8 protein-coding genes are annotated in these 16,155 nt (G+C 74.0%); 2 read left to right on the forward strand and 6 right to left on the reverse strand.

From position 1 onward, the window contains the following. Positions 1-2: 2 nt before the first annotated feature. The 3 genes from ACWDYJ_RS17205 to ACWDYJ_RS17215 form a co-directional block, all read right to left on the reverse strand. Complete coding sequence (locus ACWDYJ_RS17205; RefSeq protein ID WP_451566373.1) at positions 3-3,797, reverse strand: UvrD-helicase domain-containing protein; 3,795 nt, start codon at positions 3,795-3,797, stop codon at positions 3-5. 43 nt (positions 3,798-3,840) lie between these two features. Continuing rightward, positions 3,841-7,497, reverse strand: a complete 3,657-nt coding sequence (locus ACWDYJ_RS17210; RefSeq protein WP_451566412.1) for a UvrD-helicase domain-containing protein — start codon at positions 7,495-7,497, stop codon at positions 3,841-3,843. Between the two features lie 621 nt (positions 7,498-8,118). Continuing rightward, positions 8,119-8,448 (reverse strand): MGMT family protein, encoded by a 330-nt coding sequence (locus tag ACWDYJ_RS17215; RefSeq protein ID WP_451566413.1) that lies wholly within the window; start codon positions 8,446-8,448, stop codon positions 8,119-8,121. A gap of 158 nt (positions 8,449-8,606) precedes the next feature. Here ACWDYJ_RS17215 and ACWDYJ_RS17220 point away from each other — a divergent pair, with 158 nt between their 5' ends. Together ACWDYJ_RS17220 and ACWDYJ_RS17225 are read left to right on the forward strand one after the other, a co-directional pair. Next, entirely contained in the window at positions 8,607-11,369 is a 2,763-nt protein-coding gene (locus tag ACWDYJ_RS17220; protein WP_451566374.1) for a lysylphosphatidylglycerol synthase transmembrane domain-containing protein, read from the forward strand. Between the two features lie 104 nt (positions 11,370-11,473). Continuing rightward, positions 11,474-13,123, forward strand: a complete 1,650-nt coding sequence (locus tag ACWDYJ_RS17225; protein WP_451566375.1) for an alpha/beta hydrolase — start codon at positions 11,474-11,476, stop codon at positions 13,121-13,123. A 5-nt stretch (positions 13,124-13,128) separates the two neighbouring features. Here ACWDYJ_RS17225 and moeZ read toward each other — a convergent pair whose 3' ends face one another. The 3 genes from moeZ to ACWDYJ_RS17240 all read right to left on the reverse strand — a co-directional run bounded on the left by moeZ (position 13,129) and on the right by ACWDYJ_RS17240 (position 16,128). Further along, positions 13,129-14,307 (reverse strand): adenylyltransferase/sulfurtransferase MoeZ, encoded by a 1,179-nt coding sequence (moeZ, locus tag ACWDYJ_RS17230; RefSeq protein ID WP_451566376.1) that lies wholly within the window; start codon positions 14,305-14,307, stop codon positions 13,129-13,131. Positions 14,308-14,392: 85 nt separating this feature from the next. Then, on the reverse strand, positions 14,393-15,142 hold the full coding sequence (locus ACWDYJ_RS17235) for a spherulation-specific family 4 protein (RefSeq protein WP_451566377.1): 750 nt from the start codon (positions 15,140-15,142) through the stop codon (positions 14,393-14,395). After that, positions 15,130-16,128 carry an NAD-dependent epimerase/dehydratase gene (locus ACWDYJ_RS17240; RefSeq protein WP_451566378.1) on the reverse strand — a complete coding sequence of 333 codons (999 nt, stop codon included), beginning with the start codon at positions 16,126-16,128 and terminating at the stop codon, positions 15,130-15,132. The genes ACWDYJ_RS17235 and ACWDYJ_RS17240 overlap by 13 nt, the downstream gene beginning before the upstream one ends. Between the last annotated feature and the right edge of the window lie 27 nt (positions 16,129-16,155).

Genomic DNA, 16,155 nt, shown 5'->3' on the forward strand with positions numbered 1-16,155 from the left:
GCCTAGCTGTCCGCCTGGTGGGCACCGTCCGGGCCCGTATCCCCTTGGAGGATCCGCTCAAGGCGGGCCCGGTCGGGCAGGTCACGGGGGCGGATCACGCGTCCGCTGCGGACGTGCAGGAAGGCAGCGCCGACCCGGTCGAGGGGGGTTCCGGTGGCTTCGGCCCAGGCCAGCCGGTAAACGGCGAGCTGGAGCGGATCGGCCTGGCTGGTACGGCCGGTCTTCCAGTCGACGACCTCGTACGAGCCGTCCGGGTCGCGGTACACGGCGTCGATCCGGCCGCGGATCACCCGGCCGGCGAGGGTGAGCTGCACCGGGGCCTCCATCCGGTACGGAGTGCGCTCGGCGTACTCGCTGCGCTCGAAGGCCGCCTTGAGGGAGTCGAGGTCGGCCTCGTCGGCGACCTCCTGGTCGGAGCCGGGCAGTTCCGTGGCGGGGTCGAGGATGTCGAGGAGGGGCAGCGGCAACTCGTCGAAGCGGGACTCGACCCAGGCGTGGAAACGTGTGCCCTGGCGCGCCGCGGGCTGCGGGGGCTTGGGCATGGGGCGGGCGAGGTCGCGTACGAAGCCCTGCTCGTCGGCGGCGAGGCGCATCAGCTGGCTGGCGGAGAGGGCGGAGGGCAGCTCGACGTCGCGCACGGCTGCGCGGGCACGGCGGAGCTCGCCCTCCAGGGCCTCGAGGTCACGGTCCCAGGAGGCCACCGCGCGGGCGTCCTCGGGGGTGAGGTCGCGCCGGCCGGGCCTGGCGGGGTCCCGGGGGCCGGCCTCCGGCCAGAGGTCGTCGTCCTGCACGTCGGTTCGGACCACGGGCCCGGCCGCGCCGTCGCCGACGTCCGGTCCTGCCGGGGCGGCCGGCGTGACGGGGGCGGGTTCTTCCCCCACCCCGCCCCTTCCCGAAACCGGGGCGCTGCCTCGGACCCCGGCGCGACCGTGGCCTGCGGCCCCGGGCGCCCAGAACTCGGCCTCCGGCCAGAGGTCATCGCCCCCAGCGGCCTCCGCCGAGCCCGGCCCCGCCGAACGGCCCGAACCCAGAACCGGGGCGTCGCCCCCCGCGCCCCCCGGCGCCCGGGCGGCGGGCGCCCAGGACTCGGCCTCCGGCCAGAGGTCGTCGGCTGCGGCGGGCGGGGTCGGCCGGGCGGCGGGCGGCTCCGAGGCCGGCAGGGCCTCGGACCAGGGGTCGTCCGGCTCGGCCGGGGCCGCTTCGGACCAGGGGTCGTCCGGGGCGTCGTCGTACGCGGGTTCCTCGCAGTCCGGCGGCCAGAGGTAGGCGTCCTCCTCCGGGGGCGGGGCCGACAGGTAGGACTCCACCAGGGCCGCCGCCCGACGGCGCAGGGCGAGGGACTCGGGATCCAGGGGCAGGGGCCAGGAGTGGTCCGGGGTGGTGTCCGAGGCCAGGGCCGGGTTCTCGGCGTCCGGGGCGGGCTCGTCCGCCCAGGCCTCGATCTCACCGAACCCGGCCGCGCAGTGCTCGTAGAGCTCGGTCAGGAAGGCTGACGGGCCGCGGCGCTTCTTCTGGGTCGGTCCCCACCAGTGGCCGGAGGCCAGAAGGAGGGAACGGGGGCGGGTGAAGGTCACGTAACCAAGGCGCAGCTCCTCCACCGCCTTGTGGGCCTTCAGGGCCGCCTTGAAGGACGCGAGGCCGGCCGAGGTCCACGCGGGGGCCCCGGGAAGCGTCGGGGCGTCGCCGCGCAGCTCGTACGGGAGCACTTTGGCGTACGAGGTCCAGGACTCCGGCGGCTTCTCCTTCGGGAAGGCCCCCGCGCACAGGTCCGGGACCACCACGACGTCCCACTCCAGCCCCTTGGACTTGTGGGCGGTGAGCACCTTGACGGTGTTCTCCCCACCCGGGAGGGCGTGGTCGAGGCCCTTCTCGTACTGGGCGGCGGTGCGCAGGAAGCCCAGGAAGGCGAGCAGGGTCGCCTCGCCGTCCAGCGCGGCGAAGCCGGCCGCCACGTCCATGAAGTTCGACAGGGTCTCGCGGCGGCGGGCCGCGAGCGCGTGCGGGGACGCGGACAGTTCCACCTCCAGGCCGGTGACGGACAGCACCCGGTGCAGTACGTCCATCAGCGGGTCTGCGAGCGAACGCCGCAGGTCCCGCAGCTCCTGCGCGAGGTGCGCGAACCGCACGCGGGCGGCCGCCGAGAAGGGGAGGTCGTCCGGGGACTGGCCGGAGCCGTCGAGGAAGGTCTCCAGGGCGTCCGCGAGGGAGATGATCTCCGCCGGGTCGACGCCTTCGACCGCCGCCGCGAGGCGCCCGTCGGGACCCGCGTCAGGCCCGGAGGGGCGGGCGACCAGCTGCCGGGCCCGGCGGCCGAGCAGCGCCAGGTCGCGGGCGCCGATCCGCCAGCGCGGGCCGATGAGGAGCCGGACGAGGGCGGCGTTGGCACCGGGGTCCTGGAGCACCTCGCACACCGAGACGAGGTCGGCGACCTCCGGGAGGTGCAACAGCCCGGACAGGCCGACGACCTCCACCGGCACGTCACGGGCCACCAGCACGGCCTGGATCTGCGCGAAATCGGCGGCGGACCGGCACAGCACGGCGATCTCACCCGGCTCCTTGCCGGTGCGCACCAGGTGGGCGACGGAGTCGCCGAGCCACTCCAGTTCCTCGGCGTGGGTCTCCAGCAGCGCGCAGCGCACCGAGCCGTCGCGCTCGGCGCCCGGCGCGGGGCGCAGCGCCTCGACCCCCTCGTGCATGGCGCGCAGCGGGCCGGCGAGGCCGTTGGCCAGGTCGAGCAGGCGTCCGCCGCTGCGCCGGTTCTCGCTGAGGGAGAGGCGGGTGGCGGGCCGCCCGTCGGCGTGCGGGAAGTGCTCGGGGAAGTCGTCGAGGTTGGCCACGGACGCGCCGCGCCAGCCGTAGATGGCCTGGCAAGGGTCGCCGACGGCGGTCACCGCATGCCCGGTACCTCCGCCGAACAGGCCGGACAGGAGCAGCCGCTGGGCGACCGAGGTGTCCTGGTACTCGTCGAGCAGGACGACCCGGAATTCCTCGCGCAGCAGCGTTCCGACCTCGGGCCGGGTGGTGGCGAGCTGCGCGGAGAGGGCTATCTGGTCGCCGAAGTCGAACAGGTCGCGGGAGCGTTTGGCGGCGCGGTAGCGGGAGACGAGTTCCAGCAGTTCGAGGCGTCCGCGCACCGCCTCGGGCACCTTGCGCAGGTCTTCGTTGGTGAGCTTGGCGTCCGCGAGGGTGTCGAGGAGCGCGGTGTCGTACGCGCGCAGGTCCTCCGGGGTGACGAGGTGCTCGGAGAGTTCCCCGTCGAGTGCGAGGAGGTCGCTGACCAGGTCGGGGACGGACTTGGTGAGCGAGGGGTAGGGGCCGGGGGCCTCGCGGAGCACCTTCGCGGCGAGCTGGAAGCGGGTGGCGTCGGCGAGCAGCCGTGCGCTCGGTTCCAGGCCGATGCGCAGGCCGTGGTCCTTGAGGAGCTGACCGGCGAAGGCGTGGTAGGTGGCGATGCGCGGCTCGCCGCCGGCCGCGCCGGTTTCGATGTCGGCCGGGGAGGGGTCCGGGTCGGTGATGCCCGCGCGGGCGAGGGCCTTGCGTACGCGCTCGGCCAGTTCACCGGCGGCCTTGTTGGTGAAGGTCAGGCCGAGGACCTGCTCGGGGGCGACGGCGCCGGTGCCGACGAGCCAGACGACGCGGGCGGCCATGACGGTGGTCTTGCCGGATCCGGCGCCCGCGACGATCACTTGGGGGGCGGGCGGGGCGGTGACGCAGGCCAGCTGTTCGGGCGTGAAGGGGATCCCGAGGAGCTCTTTCAGCTGCTCGGGATCGGTGAGGACGGACGCACGCGCGGACACGTAAAGAGGCTAGCCGCAGGGACCGACAACGCTTGCCGCCGTTCTATTCGACGGTCTGGCGGCCCTCCGGGCGGGCGCTGCACGCGCTGCGGAAGGAGCAGCGCTTGCAGTGCTCGCCGGTGGCGGGAGCGAACCGCTCGTCCAGCACCCGCCCGGCGGCGGTGGCCAGCAGGTCGCCGACCCACTCGCCGGACGCGCCGCCGACGAGCGGCTGCTGCGCCTGGATCTTCGGGATCTCCCCGCCGCCGTCCTTCTTGGCGGCGCCCTGGCGCAGCTGCACGAGCTCGGCGCCACCGGGCTCCGGGCGCTGCCCGTCGAAGACCTCGTCGACGGCGCCTTCGCGGACGGCGAGCTGGTAGACGGCGAGCTGGGGGTGCCGGTCGACCTCTTTCTTCGTGGGCGCGGCCTTGCCGGTCTTGAAGTCGACGACGTACGCACGCCCCTGCGCGTCCGATTCGACCCGGTCCATGGACCCCCGGATGCGAACGGCGTACTCGCCCGCTTCGAGCGTGACGTCGAAGTCGTGCTCCGTGGCCACGGCCGTCCGGCCCCCGCGGTCGGTGGTGTGCCAGCGCAGGAAGCGTTCCAGGGCAGCGCGGGCGTTGTCCTTCTCCTGGCGGGATTTCCAGGGGGCGTCGAAGGCGAGGGCGTCCCAGACGGAGTCGAGGCGTTCCATCAGGACGGCGAGGTCGGCGGGCGTGCGGCCGGAGGCCACCTCGTCGGCGAGGACGTGCACGACGTTCCCGAAGCCCTGGGCGGCGGTGGAGGGGGCGTCGGCCTTGACCTCGCGGCCCAGGAACCACTGGAGGGAACAGGTGTTGGCGAGCTGGTCCAGGGCGCTGCCGGAGAGGGCGACCGGCCGGTCCCGGTCGCGGAGCGGAACGCTGCTGCGGGTGGGCTCGTACAGGCCCCACCAGCGCTGCGGGTGCGCGGCGGGGACCAGGGGGCGGTCCTCGTCGTCGGTGAGCGCGGCGAGGCGGGCCAGGCGGCGGGCGGCGGCGTCGCGCAGGGCGGGTGAGGCGGCCGGGTCGACGGTGGTGGCGCGCAGCTCGGCGACGAGCGCCGGGACGGCGAGGGGGCGGCGGGGGCGGCCGGTGACGTCCTTGGGGGTGACGCCGAGTTCGGTGAGGAAGCGGGAGGGCTGGTCGCCGTCCTCGGCGGGCGCCTTGACGGCGGTCACGACGAGGCGGTGGCGGGCGCGGGTGGCGGCGACGTAGAAGAGCCGCCGTTCCTCTGCGAGGAGCGCGCGGGGGGTGAGGGGCTCGGCGAGGCCGTCGCGGCCGATGCGGTCGGCTTCGAGGAGGGAACCGCGGCGGCGCAGGTCGGGCCAGAGCCCTTCCTGGACGCCGGCGACGACGACGAGGCCCCACTCCAGGCCCTTGGAACGGTGCGCGGTCATCAGTCGGACGGCGTCCGGGCGGGTCGCGCGGGCGGTGAGGGTGTCGGCGGCGATGTCCTCGGCCCCGAGCTGTTCGAGGAAGTTCAGGGCGCCACGGCCGCCCGTACGTTCCTCCGCGCGGGCGGCGGTGTCGAAGAGGGCGCAGACGGCGTCGAGGTCACGGTCGGCGTTGCGGCCGGCCGTGCCGCCGCGGCGGGCGCTCCGCTCCAGGCGCTGCGGCCACGGGGTGCCGTCCCACAGGGTCCACAGGGCCTCTTCGGCGGTGCCGCCGCCCTGGAGCAGCTCACGGGCCTTGCGCAGGAGCAGCCCGAGGCGTTGCGCTCCGCGGGCGTACGCGGGGTCGTGGGCGGTGAGCCGCTCGGGCTCGGCGAGGGCGCGGGCGAGCAGGACGTCGGAGGGCGCGGGTGCGGTGACCCCGGCGGCCCGCTCCTCGTCCCGCAACGCCCGCCCGAGCCGCCGCAGGTCGGCGGCGTCCATCCCCCCGAGCGGGGACCCGAGCAACGCGATGGCGTCTTCGACGCCGACCCACTGCTCGGGGGCCGCGTCGGCGGAAACCGGCGCGGCCGGCTCGGTGGGGGCCTCTGCGTCCGGCGCCTGAGCCGGGTGGGGGACGGCCACCGTGCCGGGGTCCAGGACTCCGCCCGGGACGGAGTCCGCGGGCCGCACCGTATCCGCGTGCGGCAGGCCATCCCCGCCGACGGAGGCCTGCCGGGAGGCCTTCGGCGAAGCCGGAGCCGGATGCGCGACGGCGTCCCCGCCGAAGGCCGCGCCCGAGACCGGGGCTCCGCCCGGAACCGCGGCCCCCTCCGGAGCCGGGTGCCGGGCCGCGTTTGCGTCCTGGGCCGGGGTCGGGAGCCCGCCGGAGGCAAGGGCCGGGGTCGGGAGCCCGCCGGAGACCGGGGTCGGGAGCCCGCCGGAGACCGGGGTCGGGGTCGGGAGCCCGCCGGAGACCGGGGTCGGGGTCGGGAGCCCGCCGGAGGCAGGGGCCGGGGTCGGGAGGCTGCCGGAGACCGGGGTCGGGGTGGCCGCCGTTGCCGTGAGGCGGAGGGCCGTCAGGAGGGGGGCGACCGCCGGTTCGTGGCGGAGGGGGGTGCCCGCGCCGTCCGTTTCCGTCGGGACGCCCGCCGAGATCAGCGCGCGGCGCATCGCGGGGAGGGTGCGGCCGCCGGAGCGGACCAGGACGGCCATGTCCTGCCACGGCACCCCGTCCTCCAGGTGCGCCCGCCGCAGGATGTCCGCGATGTTGTCGAGTTCGGCGCCGGCCGTGGGGTACGTGTACACCTCGACCCGGCCGCCCTCCCGCGTCGGCTGGAGCGCGCGGTGGGCCCGCACGGCCGCCGCGGGAAGCCGCGGGACCGGCATGCGGGTGGTCAGGAGGCGGGTGGCGGCCAGCAGGGCCGAGCCCGAGCGGCGGCCGACCGTCAGGGCGCGGACGGCCGCTCCGGGGAAGGACGTCTCGAAGTCCAGGATGTTGTCGAGGTCGGCGCCCCGGAAGGCGTAGATCGACTGGTCCGGGTCGCCGAAGGCGACCAGCGTGCCGCCCGGGCCGGTCAGCGCGCGCAGCAGCCGCAGCTGCGAGGCGTCGGTGTCCTGGTACTCGTCCACGAAGATCACGTCGTAGGCCGAGGCGAGGGCCGGGGTGCGTTCGGCGAGCAGCACGGCCCGGTGGAGGAGTTCGGCGTAGTCCAGCGTGCCCTGCATGTCCAGGACGTCGAGGTATTCGGCGAGGAAGGCCGCGGCCGCCTTCCAGTCGGGGCGGCCGATCCGGGTCGCGAAGGAGTCGAGGGCGGCCGGGCCGAGGCCCAGTTCGCGGGCGCGGGCGAGGACCGCCCGTACCTCGTCGGCGAAGCCGCGCGTGGTCAGGGCGGCCCGCAGGTCGTCCGGCCAGCGGATGGAGCGGAGCCGGCGCTGGCCTTCCAGCAGGGTGCGGACCATCACGTCCTGCTCGGGCCCGGAGAGCAGCCGCAGCGGGTCCGCGAAGAGTTCGTGGTCCTGGTGGGCGCGGACGAGCCCGTAGCAGAAGGAGTGGAAGGTGGTGGCCTGCGGAGCCCGTGCGCCGCCGAGGCGCAGGGCGGCCCGGTCGCGCAGTTCCACCGCCGCCTTGCGGCTGAAGGTGAGGATCAGGATGCGGGCCGGGTCGACTCCGGCCTCGACGCGGGCGGCGGCCGCCTCGATCAGGGTGGTGGTCTTGCCGGTGCCCGGTCCGGCCAGGACGAGCAGCGGACCCCGGGTGTGATCAACCACAGCGCGCTGCGCTGCGTCCAGCACAGGGGGCGCCACCCGTTCCGGCCCGGTGCGCACCAGGCGGTACGCGTCAGGAGTCCGCGTACGCCGCTCTGCGCGGCCGGAGGAAGAGGTGATCACGTGGGGTGCCGGTCCTGGTGGGTCTGCGGTTGCCGAAGAGGCAACGCTACGGCAACCGGCGGACTCGGGGTGGTTCCCCCGGGTCCGTCATCCGGTCCCGCGCGTGCCCCGTACGGATCTCCGCACGGGCCTTCGACCGCCCACTCGGGCGTCGCATGGCCGAAGCTGTCAGGTGTGAGCGTCTCGGATGAGCTTAGGTTTTCCTGGGCGGGCCTGGGTTTGCGGGCCTGCCCGGAAAGCGGCGCCTGCTGCCGTGCGCGTTCTGGATGCCTGCGGTGGGCCGCATGCCCACGCCGCTGGTTGCGGTGGGATGCTCATCGTGTGCGGTACCTGCCGCCTGTGTCGCCGCTGGCTGCGGGGGTTCGGTGGCTGGGGCAGCCGCCCCGCCGGACGCTTTCCACCCGGTATGGACCCGGGCAGGGCGGGGACCCCGCGTCGCTACCTGGGCACGGGGCGGATTCTTGGTCGGCCCACCCCCTGTGGCGGACCGATCTACCGGGAAGAACGACAGTCCAGCCGCCAGGACACGGTCCAAGTCACTATCAACAGATCAGACGATCACCCATGAATCCCGTCCCAGCGGGCCGGCCGCATCGCCACTCGCGGCTCACCGCCGCTGCTCTCGCGCAGCGGAGTGCCCTCCGTCCGGTAGTGCTCCAGGGCGCGCCGCTCGCTGCCGGGCAGCGGTACGCCGTCCGCCCGCACCACACGCCACCAGGGCACGGCTCCTCCGTACAGGGCCATGACACGCCCGACTTGGCGCGGTCCGCCCTCGCCGAGCCACTCCGCGACGTCGCCGTACGTCATCACCCGGCCGGGCGGAATCCGCTCGACCACCTCCAGCACCCGCTCCGCGTAAGCGGGCAGCTCTTCGCTCATCCCGCCCATGGTGCCCGATGCCACGGACATGCGGACGGAAGCTTCGCTTCCGCACCGGCGCGCACCCTGCTGCCCCGCTGGGTGGCCGGTCCGTGCCACCATCTTCCGGGCGGTGACTGGTGATACGTGATCAAGAAGAGACGGAAGTGACGGCGAAGGAGCAGGGTGTGAGCCCTCCGGACGGCGCGACGAGGGACGAGGGCGCGCACCCAGATCCGCGGCCGGGCGAGCCGCGCGACGCGCACGCGCACCCGCGCCCGGGCGAGCCGCTCCCGGCCGACCCGCCCCCGGGTCCGCGCCCGGACCACGCCGACGAGCCGCACCACGGACACGCCCCGACCGCGGCCGACCAGGTCGAGGTCGACGAGCCGCTGCTCGCCGCCCGCGTGCACCGCCCCTCCGACCTCGTACGCCTCCTCGTCGGCATCCTCGGCATCGCCGTCGTCCTGGCCATCGCCGCCTTCGCCCAGGGCACGACCGTCGGCCTCGAGGCCGACATCACCAAGGGCACCGGCCAGGCTCCGGACCTGCTGATCAAGATCGCGGGCCTGGTGTCCAGCATCGCCGTCCTCCTCGTACCCGTCGCCTTCGCCATCGAACGGATGATCAAGCGCGACGGCCTGCGCATCGCCGACGGCGTCCTCGCCGCCGTCCTCGCGCACGGCATCACCCTCGCCACCGACCTGTGGGTCTCGCAGGCCGCCCCCGGCACCATCCAGGACGCCCTGACCCAGTCCACCGGCGTCGGGCAGACCCTCACCGATCCGGTGCACGGCTACCTCGCGCCCGTCATCGCGTACATGACCGCCGTCGGAATGGCGCGGCGCCCGCGCTGGCGGGTGGCGCTGTGGGTGGTCCTGCTGCTCGACGCCTTCGCGATGCTGGTCAGCGGGTACACCACTCCCTTCTCGATCATCCTGACCGTGCTGATCGGCTGGAGCGTCGCGTACGGCACCCTCTACGCGGTCGGCTCGCCGAACGTCCGCCCCACCGGCCAGAACCTCCTCGCCGGGCTGCGCCGCGTCGGCTTCCAGCCGGTCAGCGCGATGCGCGCCGAGGCCCCCGACGAGAGCAACTCCGAGGTGAGCGACCGGGGCCGCCGCTACCACGTCACCCTTGAGGACGGCCCACCGCTCGACGTCACCGTCGTGGACCGCGAGCAGCAGGCGCAGGGCTTCTTCTACCGGGTCTGGCGACGGCTGACCCTGCGCGGGATCACCACCCGGCGCAGCCTCCAGTCGCTGCGCCAGGCGCTGGAGCAGGAGGCGCTGCTCGCCTACGCCGCCATCGCCGCCGGGGCCAACGCGCCGAAGCTGATCGCCACCTCCGAGCTCGGCCCGGACGCCGTGATGCTCGTCTACGAGCACCTGGGCGGCCGCACCTTCGACTCCCTCCCCGACGAGGAGATCACCGACGAGCTGAGCCGCAACGCGTGGGAGCAGGTACGGGCCCTCCAGTCGCGCCGGATCGCGCACCGCCGGCTCACCGCGGACGCGCTGGTGGTGGATCGTTCCGGCAAGGTGACGCTGACCGACCTGCGGGGCGGCGAGATCGCGGCCGGGGACCTGGTCCTGCGGATGGACATCGCGCAGTTGCTCACCACGCTCGGCCTGCGGGTCGGCGCCGAGCGCGCGGTGGCCTCGGCGGTGTCGGTGCTCGGGCCGGACGCGGTGGCGGACTGCCTGCCGCTGCTCCAGCCGATCGCGCTGAGCCGTTCCACCCGGGCGACCCTGCGCAAGCTGGCCCGCGAGCGGTCGGAGCGGCAGCGGGAGGCCGTACTGGAGTCCTCGCGCGCGGCGAAGGCGGCGCGCGAGGCGGACGCCTCGGCCGCGGCCACTGCCCCGGCGACGGCGGCGGCCAGCGCGGCGGCCGAACGCAAGGCCGAGAAGCGGGCCCTGGACGACGCGCTCGAAGACGCCCGCGAGGAGGACCTGCTGAGCCAGATCCGCCGGCAGGTGCTGCTGATCCGCCCGCAGGCGCCGGTGGAGCCGGCCCGGCTGGAGCGGATCCGGCCCCGCACGCTGGTGTCGTTCATCGCGGCCGCCTTCGCCGCGTACTTCCTGCTCACGCAGTTCGCGCACGTGGACTTCGCGAAGATCATCGGGCAGGCGCAGTGGGGCTGGGTCGGGGCGGCGTTCGCCTTCTCGGCGCTGACCTACTTCGCGGCGGCGATGAGCCTGCTGGGCTTCGTACCGGAGCGGGTGCCCTTCCTGCGGACGGTGCTCGCGCAGGTGGCCGGGTCGTTCGTGAAGCTCGTCGCTCCGGCGGCGGTCGGCGGAGTCGCGCTGAACACCCGGTTCCTGCAACGGGCGGGGGTCCGCCCGGGGCTGGCGGTCGCCAGCGTGGGGGCGTCGCAGCTCTTCGGGCTGGCGAGCCACATCCTGCTGCTGCTGGCCTTCGGCTACCTGACCGGGACCGAGAAGACCCCGGAGATGACGCCGTCCCGCACGGTCATCGCGGGTCTGCTGACGGTGGCGGTGCTGGTGCTGGTGGTGACGGCGGTGCCGTTCCTGCGGAAGTTCGTGGTGACGCGGGTACGGGCGCTGTTCGCCGGTGTGGTGCCGCGCATGCTGGACGTGCTCCAGCGGCCGCAGAAGCTGGTGACGGGCATCGGCGGGATGCTGCTGCTGACCGGCTGCTTCGTGATGTGCCTGGACGCGTCGATCCGCGCCTTCGGGGGCGGGGAGGCCATCAGCTACGCGAGCATCGCGGTGGTCTTCCTCGCCGGCAACGCCCTGGGGTCGGCCGCGCCGACGCCGGGCGGCATGGGCGCGGTGGAGGGCGCCCTGACCCTGGGCCTGATCGCGGCGGGCCTGGAGAAGGAGGTCGCCATCTCGGCGGTGCTGCTGTTCCGCCTGATGACCTTCTGGCTGCCGGTGCTGCCGGGCTGGCTGTCGTTCAACTTCCTGACCCGTAAGGAAGCCATTTAGCTCCGCGCGCCCGGCCGGGGCGCGCGTTCCCGGGACGGGGGCGCGCGTCCCCCGGACGGGTCAGCGCGCGGGCGCCGGGGTGCGGGCGGCCACAGGATGGGTACATGCCGAGAATCGTCCTGCGGACAGCCGCTGCCGCCGCCCTCGCCGCCGCGCTGCTCACCACCGGCGCCTGTTCCGACGGCGGCGACGGAAAGAGACCGCGGGCCGACGGCGCCACGGAGGTCAAGCCCCTCAAGTGGGGCGAGTGCCCCATCCCCTCCCCCATCGAGGGCGGCGGCCAGGCACCCGGCAAGGACTGGCAGTGCGCCACGCTGGACGTGCCGCTCGACTACGCGAAGCCCGAGGGCGAGACCATCCCGATCGCCCTGATCCGCGCCAAGGCACGCAACAGTGACCAGCGGATCGGCTCGCTCGTCTTCAACTTCGGCGGCCCCGGCGGCTCCGGCATCACCACGCTTCCCGGCGCCGCCAAGGAGTACGAGGCCCTGCGCGCCCGGTACGACCTGGTGAGCTTCGACCCTCGCGGGGTCGGCCGCAGCACCCCGGTCCGCTGCGAGGACGACCGGCAGCTCGACGCGTACTACGCCCAGGACGCCACTCCCACGACCCCCGCGCAGGAGAAGGCCTTCATCGAGAACATCAGGGACTACCAGCAGGCCTGTCGGGAGAAGTCCGCCAAGATCCTCCCCCACGTCGGCACCTCCAACGCCGCCCGCGACCTGGACCGCATCCGCCAGGCCCTCGGCGACGAGAAGCTGCACTACTTCGGGATCTCCTACGGCACCGAACTGGGCGGGGTCTACGCCCACCTCTTCCCGAAGAACGTCGGCCGGGCGGTCTTCGACGCCGTCGTGGACCCGACGAAGGACGCCGAGGAGGGCGCACTCGGCCAGGCCGAGGGCTTCCAGCTGGCCCTCGGCAACTTCGCCCAGGACTGCGTGGACCGGGGTGACGCCTGCCGGCTCCAGGGCAGCACCGCCAAGGAGATCGAGGCGAACATCATCAAGCTCCAGAAGGAGCTGGCCGCCAGGCCCATCCCGGGCATCGGCGGCCGGCAGCTCACCGAGACCGCCGCCACCAACGGCATCGCGCAGGCCCTGTACTCGAAGGAGCTGTGGCCGCTGCTGGAGCAGGGGCTGGACGAGGCGGAGGGCGGTCAGGGGCAGCTGCTGATGGCCCTCTCCGACGCGCTCAACGGGCGTGACCAGCAGGGGCGTTACAGCAACATCGGCGCGGCCAACACGGCAATCAACTGCGCCGACTCCAAGGAGCGCTACACGCTGGAGGAGACCAAGTCACGGCTGGCGGCCTTCCGTTCGGCCTCGCCGGTCTTCGGGGACTTCCTCGGCTGGGCGATGATGAGCTGCACCGGCTGGCCGGTCGCGGGCGCGTGGGAAGCCCCGGACGTCTCCGCCCCCGGCGCCGCCCCGATCCTGGTGATCGGCAACACCGGCGACCCGGCGACCCCGTACGAGGGCGCCCGCAAGATGGTGGAGCGGCTCGGCCCCGGCGTGGGCGTGGAGATGACGTACAAGGGCGAGGGGCACGGCGCGTACAACAGCGGCGACCCGTGCGTGCAGCAGACGGTGAACGAATACCTGCTGGAGGGGAAGGTCCCGGGCCCGGGCACGGTCTGCACCGCCGCCAGGCAGCCCGCGGACACGGCGGGCACGGCGGAGGCGGCGCAGGCCACGGACATGCCGGAGGGGCCGTACCGGCGCACGTGGCGCGGTACGGCCCCTGCGGCATGACGTGGCTAGTAGACCGGCTTCTCGGGCTCGATCTGGTGGACCCAGCCGATGACGCCGCCACCGACGTGCACCGCGTCCGCGAAGCCCGCGGACTTCAGGACCGCGAGGACTTCCGCACTGCGGACACCCGTCTTGCAGTGCAAGACGATGCGCTTGTCCTGCGGCAGGTCCTGGAGGGCGGTGCCCATCAGGAACTCGCCCTTGGGGATCAACTTCGCGCCGGGGATCGAGACGATCTCGTACTCGTTGATCTCACGGACGTCGATGATCTCGATGGGCTCGTCGTTGTCGATCCACTCCTTGAGCTGCTTGGGAGTGATCGTCGAGCCGGCGGCCGCCTCCTGGGCCTCCTCCGACACGACGCCGCAGAAGGCCTCGTAGTCGATGAGCTCGGTGACGGTCGCGTTCGGACCGCAGACCGCGCAGTCGGGGTCCTTGCGGACCTTGACCTGGCGGTACTGCATCTCCAGGGCGTCGTAGATCATCAGGCGGCCGACCAGGGACTCGCCGACACCCGTGAGGACCTTGATGGCCTCCGTCACCTGGATGGACCCGATGGACGCGCAGAGCACGCCCAGTACGCCGCCCTCGGCGCAGCTCGGGACCATGCCCGGCGGCGGGGGCTCGGGGTAGAGGCAGCGGTAGCACGGGCCGTGCTCGGACCAGAAGACCGAGGCCTGGCCGTCGAAGCGGTAGATCGAACCCCACACGTACGGCTTGTTCAGCAGCACGCAGGCGTCGTTGACCAGGTAGCGCGTGGCGAAGTTGTCCGTGCCGTCGACGATGAGGTCGTACTGGCTGAAGATCTCCATCACGTTCTCGGCTTCGAGCCGCTCTTCGTGAAGGACCACGTTCACGTACGGGTTGATGCCCAGCACGCTGTCACGGGCCGACTCGGCCTTGGAACGGCCGATGTCCGCCTGGCTGTGGATGATCTGGCGCTGCAGGTTCGACTCGTCGACCTCGTCGAACTCCACGATGCCGAGCGTGCCGACACCGGCGGCGGCCAGGTACATCAGGGCGGGCGAGCCGAGTCCGCCGGCGCCCACGGCGAGCACCTTGGCGTTCTTCAGGCGCTTCTGCCCGTCCATCCCGACGTCCGGGATGATCAGGTGCCGCGAGTACCGGCGGACCTCGTCAACGGTGAGCTCAGCGGCTGGCTCAACCAAGGGTGGCAGCGACACGGGGACTCCAGGCGGTGGTCATCCCCGCGGTGGGCGGGGAGCATTCAAAGGGTTGTTCTGACCGGTAACACTGCCACGCCCTCCTTCATTCCGAGACACCCGGTCCGATCCGCGAGACGATTTCGTCCCAGTACCCGGGCATCGACGCCCACGGGTCCCGGTTCCCGGCTCCGCGCCGGTCCGTGAACCAGATGGTCCCGGCACCCTGCCAGCGGGCGATCCGCGTCGCCTCCTCCAGGTGGGTGCGGGGCACCCCGTGGACGAGGTGGCAGAACCGCTCCGGCGGATGGTCGGCCGTCCACTCCGCCACCTGCGACCACCGGTAGTCGGCCCACGCCCCGGAGAAGGTGACCAGCTGGTCCGCGGTCTCGGTGTAGCCCTCGTACGGGTGGGTGCCGTGCCCCAGCACGATCCACAGGTCCTCGCCGAGCCCGCGCAGGGTGTCCACGACCCGGCGGACCGAGGCCAGTTCGGCCCGGTCGGCCGGGGCCTGGGCCAGGTAGAAGCCGCCCACCCCGTACCAGTCGCGGAAGCGGTGGGCGTCGGAGACCAGCTCCCCGAAGGAGCGGGATCCGTCCCGCATGGCGAGATGGCCGAGGACGACGCCGCCCGCGCCGCGGAGCTTCGCGGCCGCCTCCGTGCAGTGCGGGTCGGGCCGGCCACCCGGGCCGTCCGTGACATTGAGCACGGCCCAGTGCAGCGGGGTCCCGGGGCGGGTCAGCTCGGCCCACTCGACGGGGGCGAGCAGCGGGTGCGCGTAGCCGGGGATGCCGAGGCCGAGGCGGCCCGCCCCGGTGGTCGCCGCGATCCCGGGCGGCGTCGTCAGATACGGCACGCCGCCTCCATCCAGATGTCGGCGAGGGATTCCTCCAGGTTGATCCGGGGCCGCCAGCCCAGCCGGTCGCGGGCCGTGCGGACGTCGGCCTGCTGCCAGGCTCCGCAGCCGTCGGGATAGGGGTACGGCTGGGGGGCCGCGGCGGCGAGCTGCTCGGCCGTCGCCTCGGAACGCGGCGAGCCGATGGCGGCCAGGCCCGGCGGGCGGCCGGGGTGGGCGTGCGGCTGCTGCGGTACGTCCAGCTCGTGCAGGGCGCCCGCGTACCCGGCGACCCGGGCCAGCACGCCCGCGGCCTCGCGCAGCCGGACCGCGCGGCCGGTGCCGATGTTGACGACGCCCTGGGCCGCGGAGAGCGAGGCGGCGTGCACGGCCCGCGCGACGTCCCGTACGTCGACGAAGTCGCGCTGCACGCCGAGCCCGCTGAGCTTGAGCTCCCCGTCCCCGGACTGCATCGCGCGCCGCATGGCCTCGGCGAGCCGGCCCAGCGGGGAGCCGGCCGGGGTGCCCGGGCCGACGGGCGAGAAGATCCGAAGGACGACGGCGTCCAGCCCCGACCCGAGCACCAGCTCGGTGGCGGCGAGCTTGCTGACGCCGTACGGTCCGCCGGGTCTCGGCACGGCGTCCTCGGCCGTGGACGATCCGGGCTGGCTGGGCCCGTACTCGGCGGAACAGCCGAGCTGGACGAGCCGGGCCCCGCAGCCGCTGCGGCGCAGCGACTCGCAGATGGTGGCGACGGCGACGGTGTTGTGCCGGGTGAGCTCCCGGGCACCGCCGCGGGTGGCGCCCGCGCAGTTGATGACGACGCCGGGGTGGACGGCGTCCAGGAACCGGGTGAGGGCGCCGGGACTGCCGGTGGCGAGGTCGAAGCGGACGTCGGCGTCGTCGCCGCGGCCGAGCGCGGTGAGCTGGACGGCGGGGTCGGCGAGCAGTCGGTCCGCGACGTAGCGGCCGAGGTAACCGTTGGCTCCGATCAGCAGCACCCTCATCGCGCGGCCCCTTGGTTGATTGGCTGG

The sequence above is a fragment of the Streptomyces sp. NPDC003042 genome, from assembly GCF_053591315.1.

Bases quoted from the DNA above. Each gene is read 5' to 3' on its own strand.
- ACWDYJ_RS17225 (WP_451566375.1), top strand. From the start codon at position 11,474: ATGCCGAGAATCGTCCTGCGGACAGCCGCTGCCGCCGCCCTCGCCGCC.
- ACWDYJ_RS17240 (WP_451566378.1), bottom strand. From the start codon at position 16,128: ATGAGGGTGCTGCTGATCGGAGCCAACGGTTACCTCGGCCGCTACGTC.
- ACWDYJ_RS17215 (WP_451566413.1), bottom strand. From the start codon at position 8,448: ATGGGCGGGATGAGCGAAGAGCTGCCCGCTTACGCGGAGCGGGTGCTG.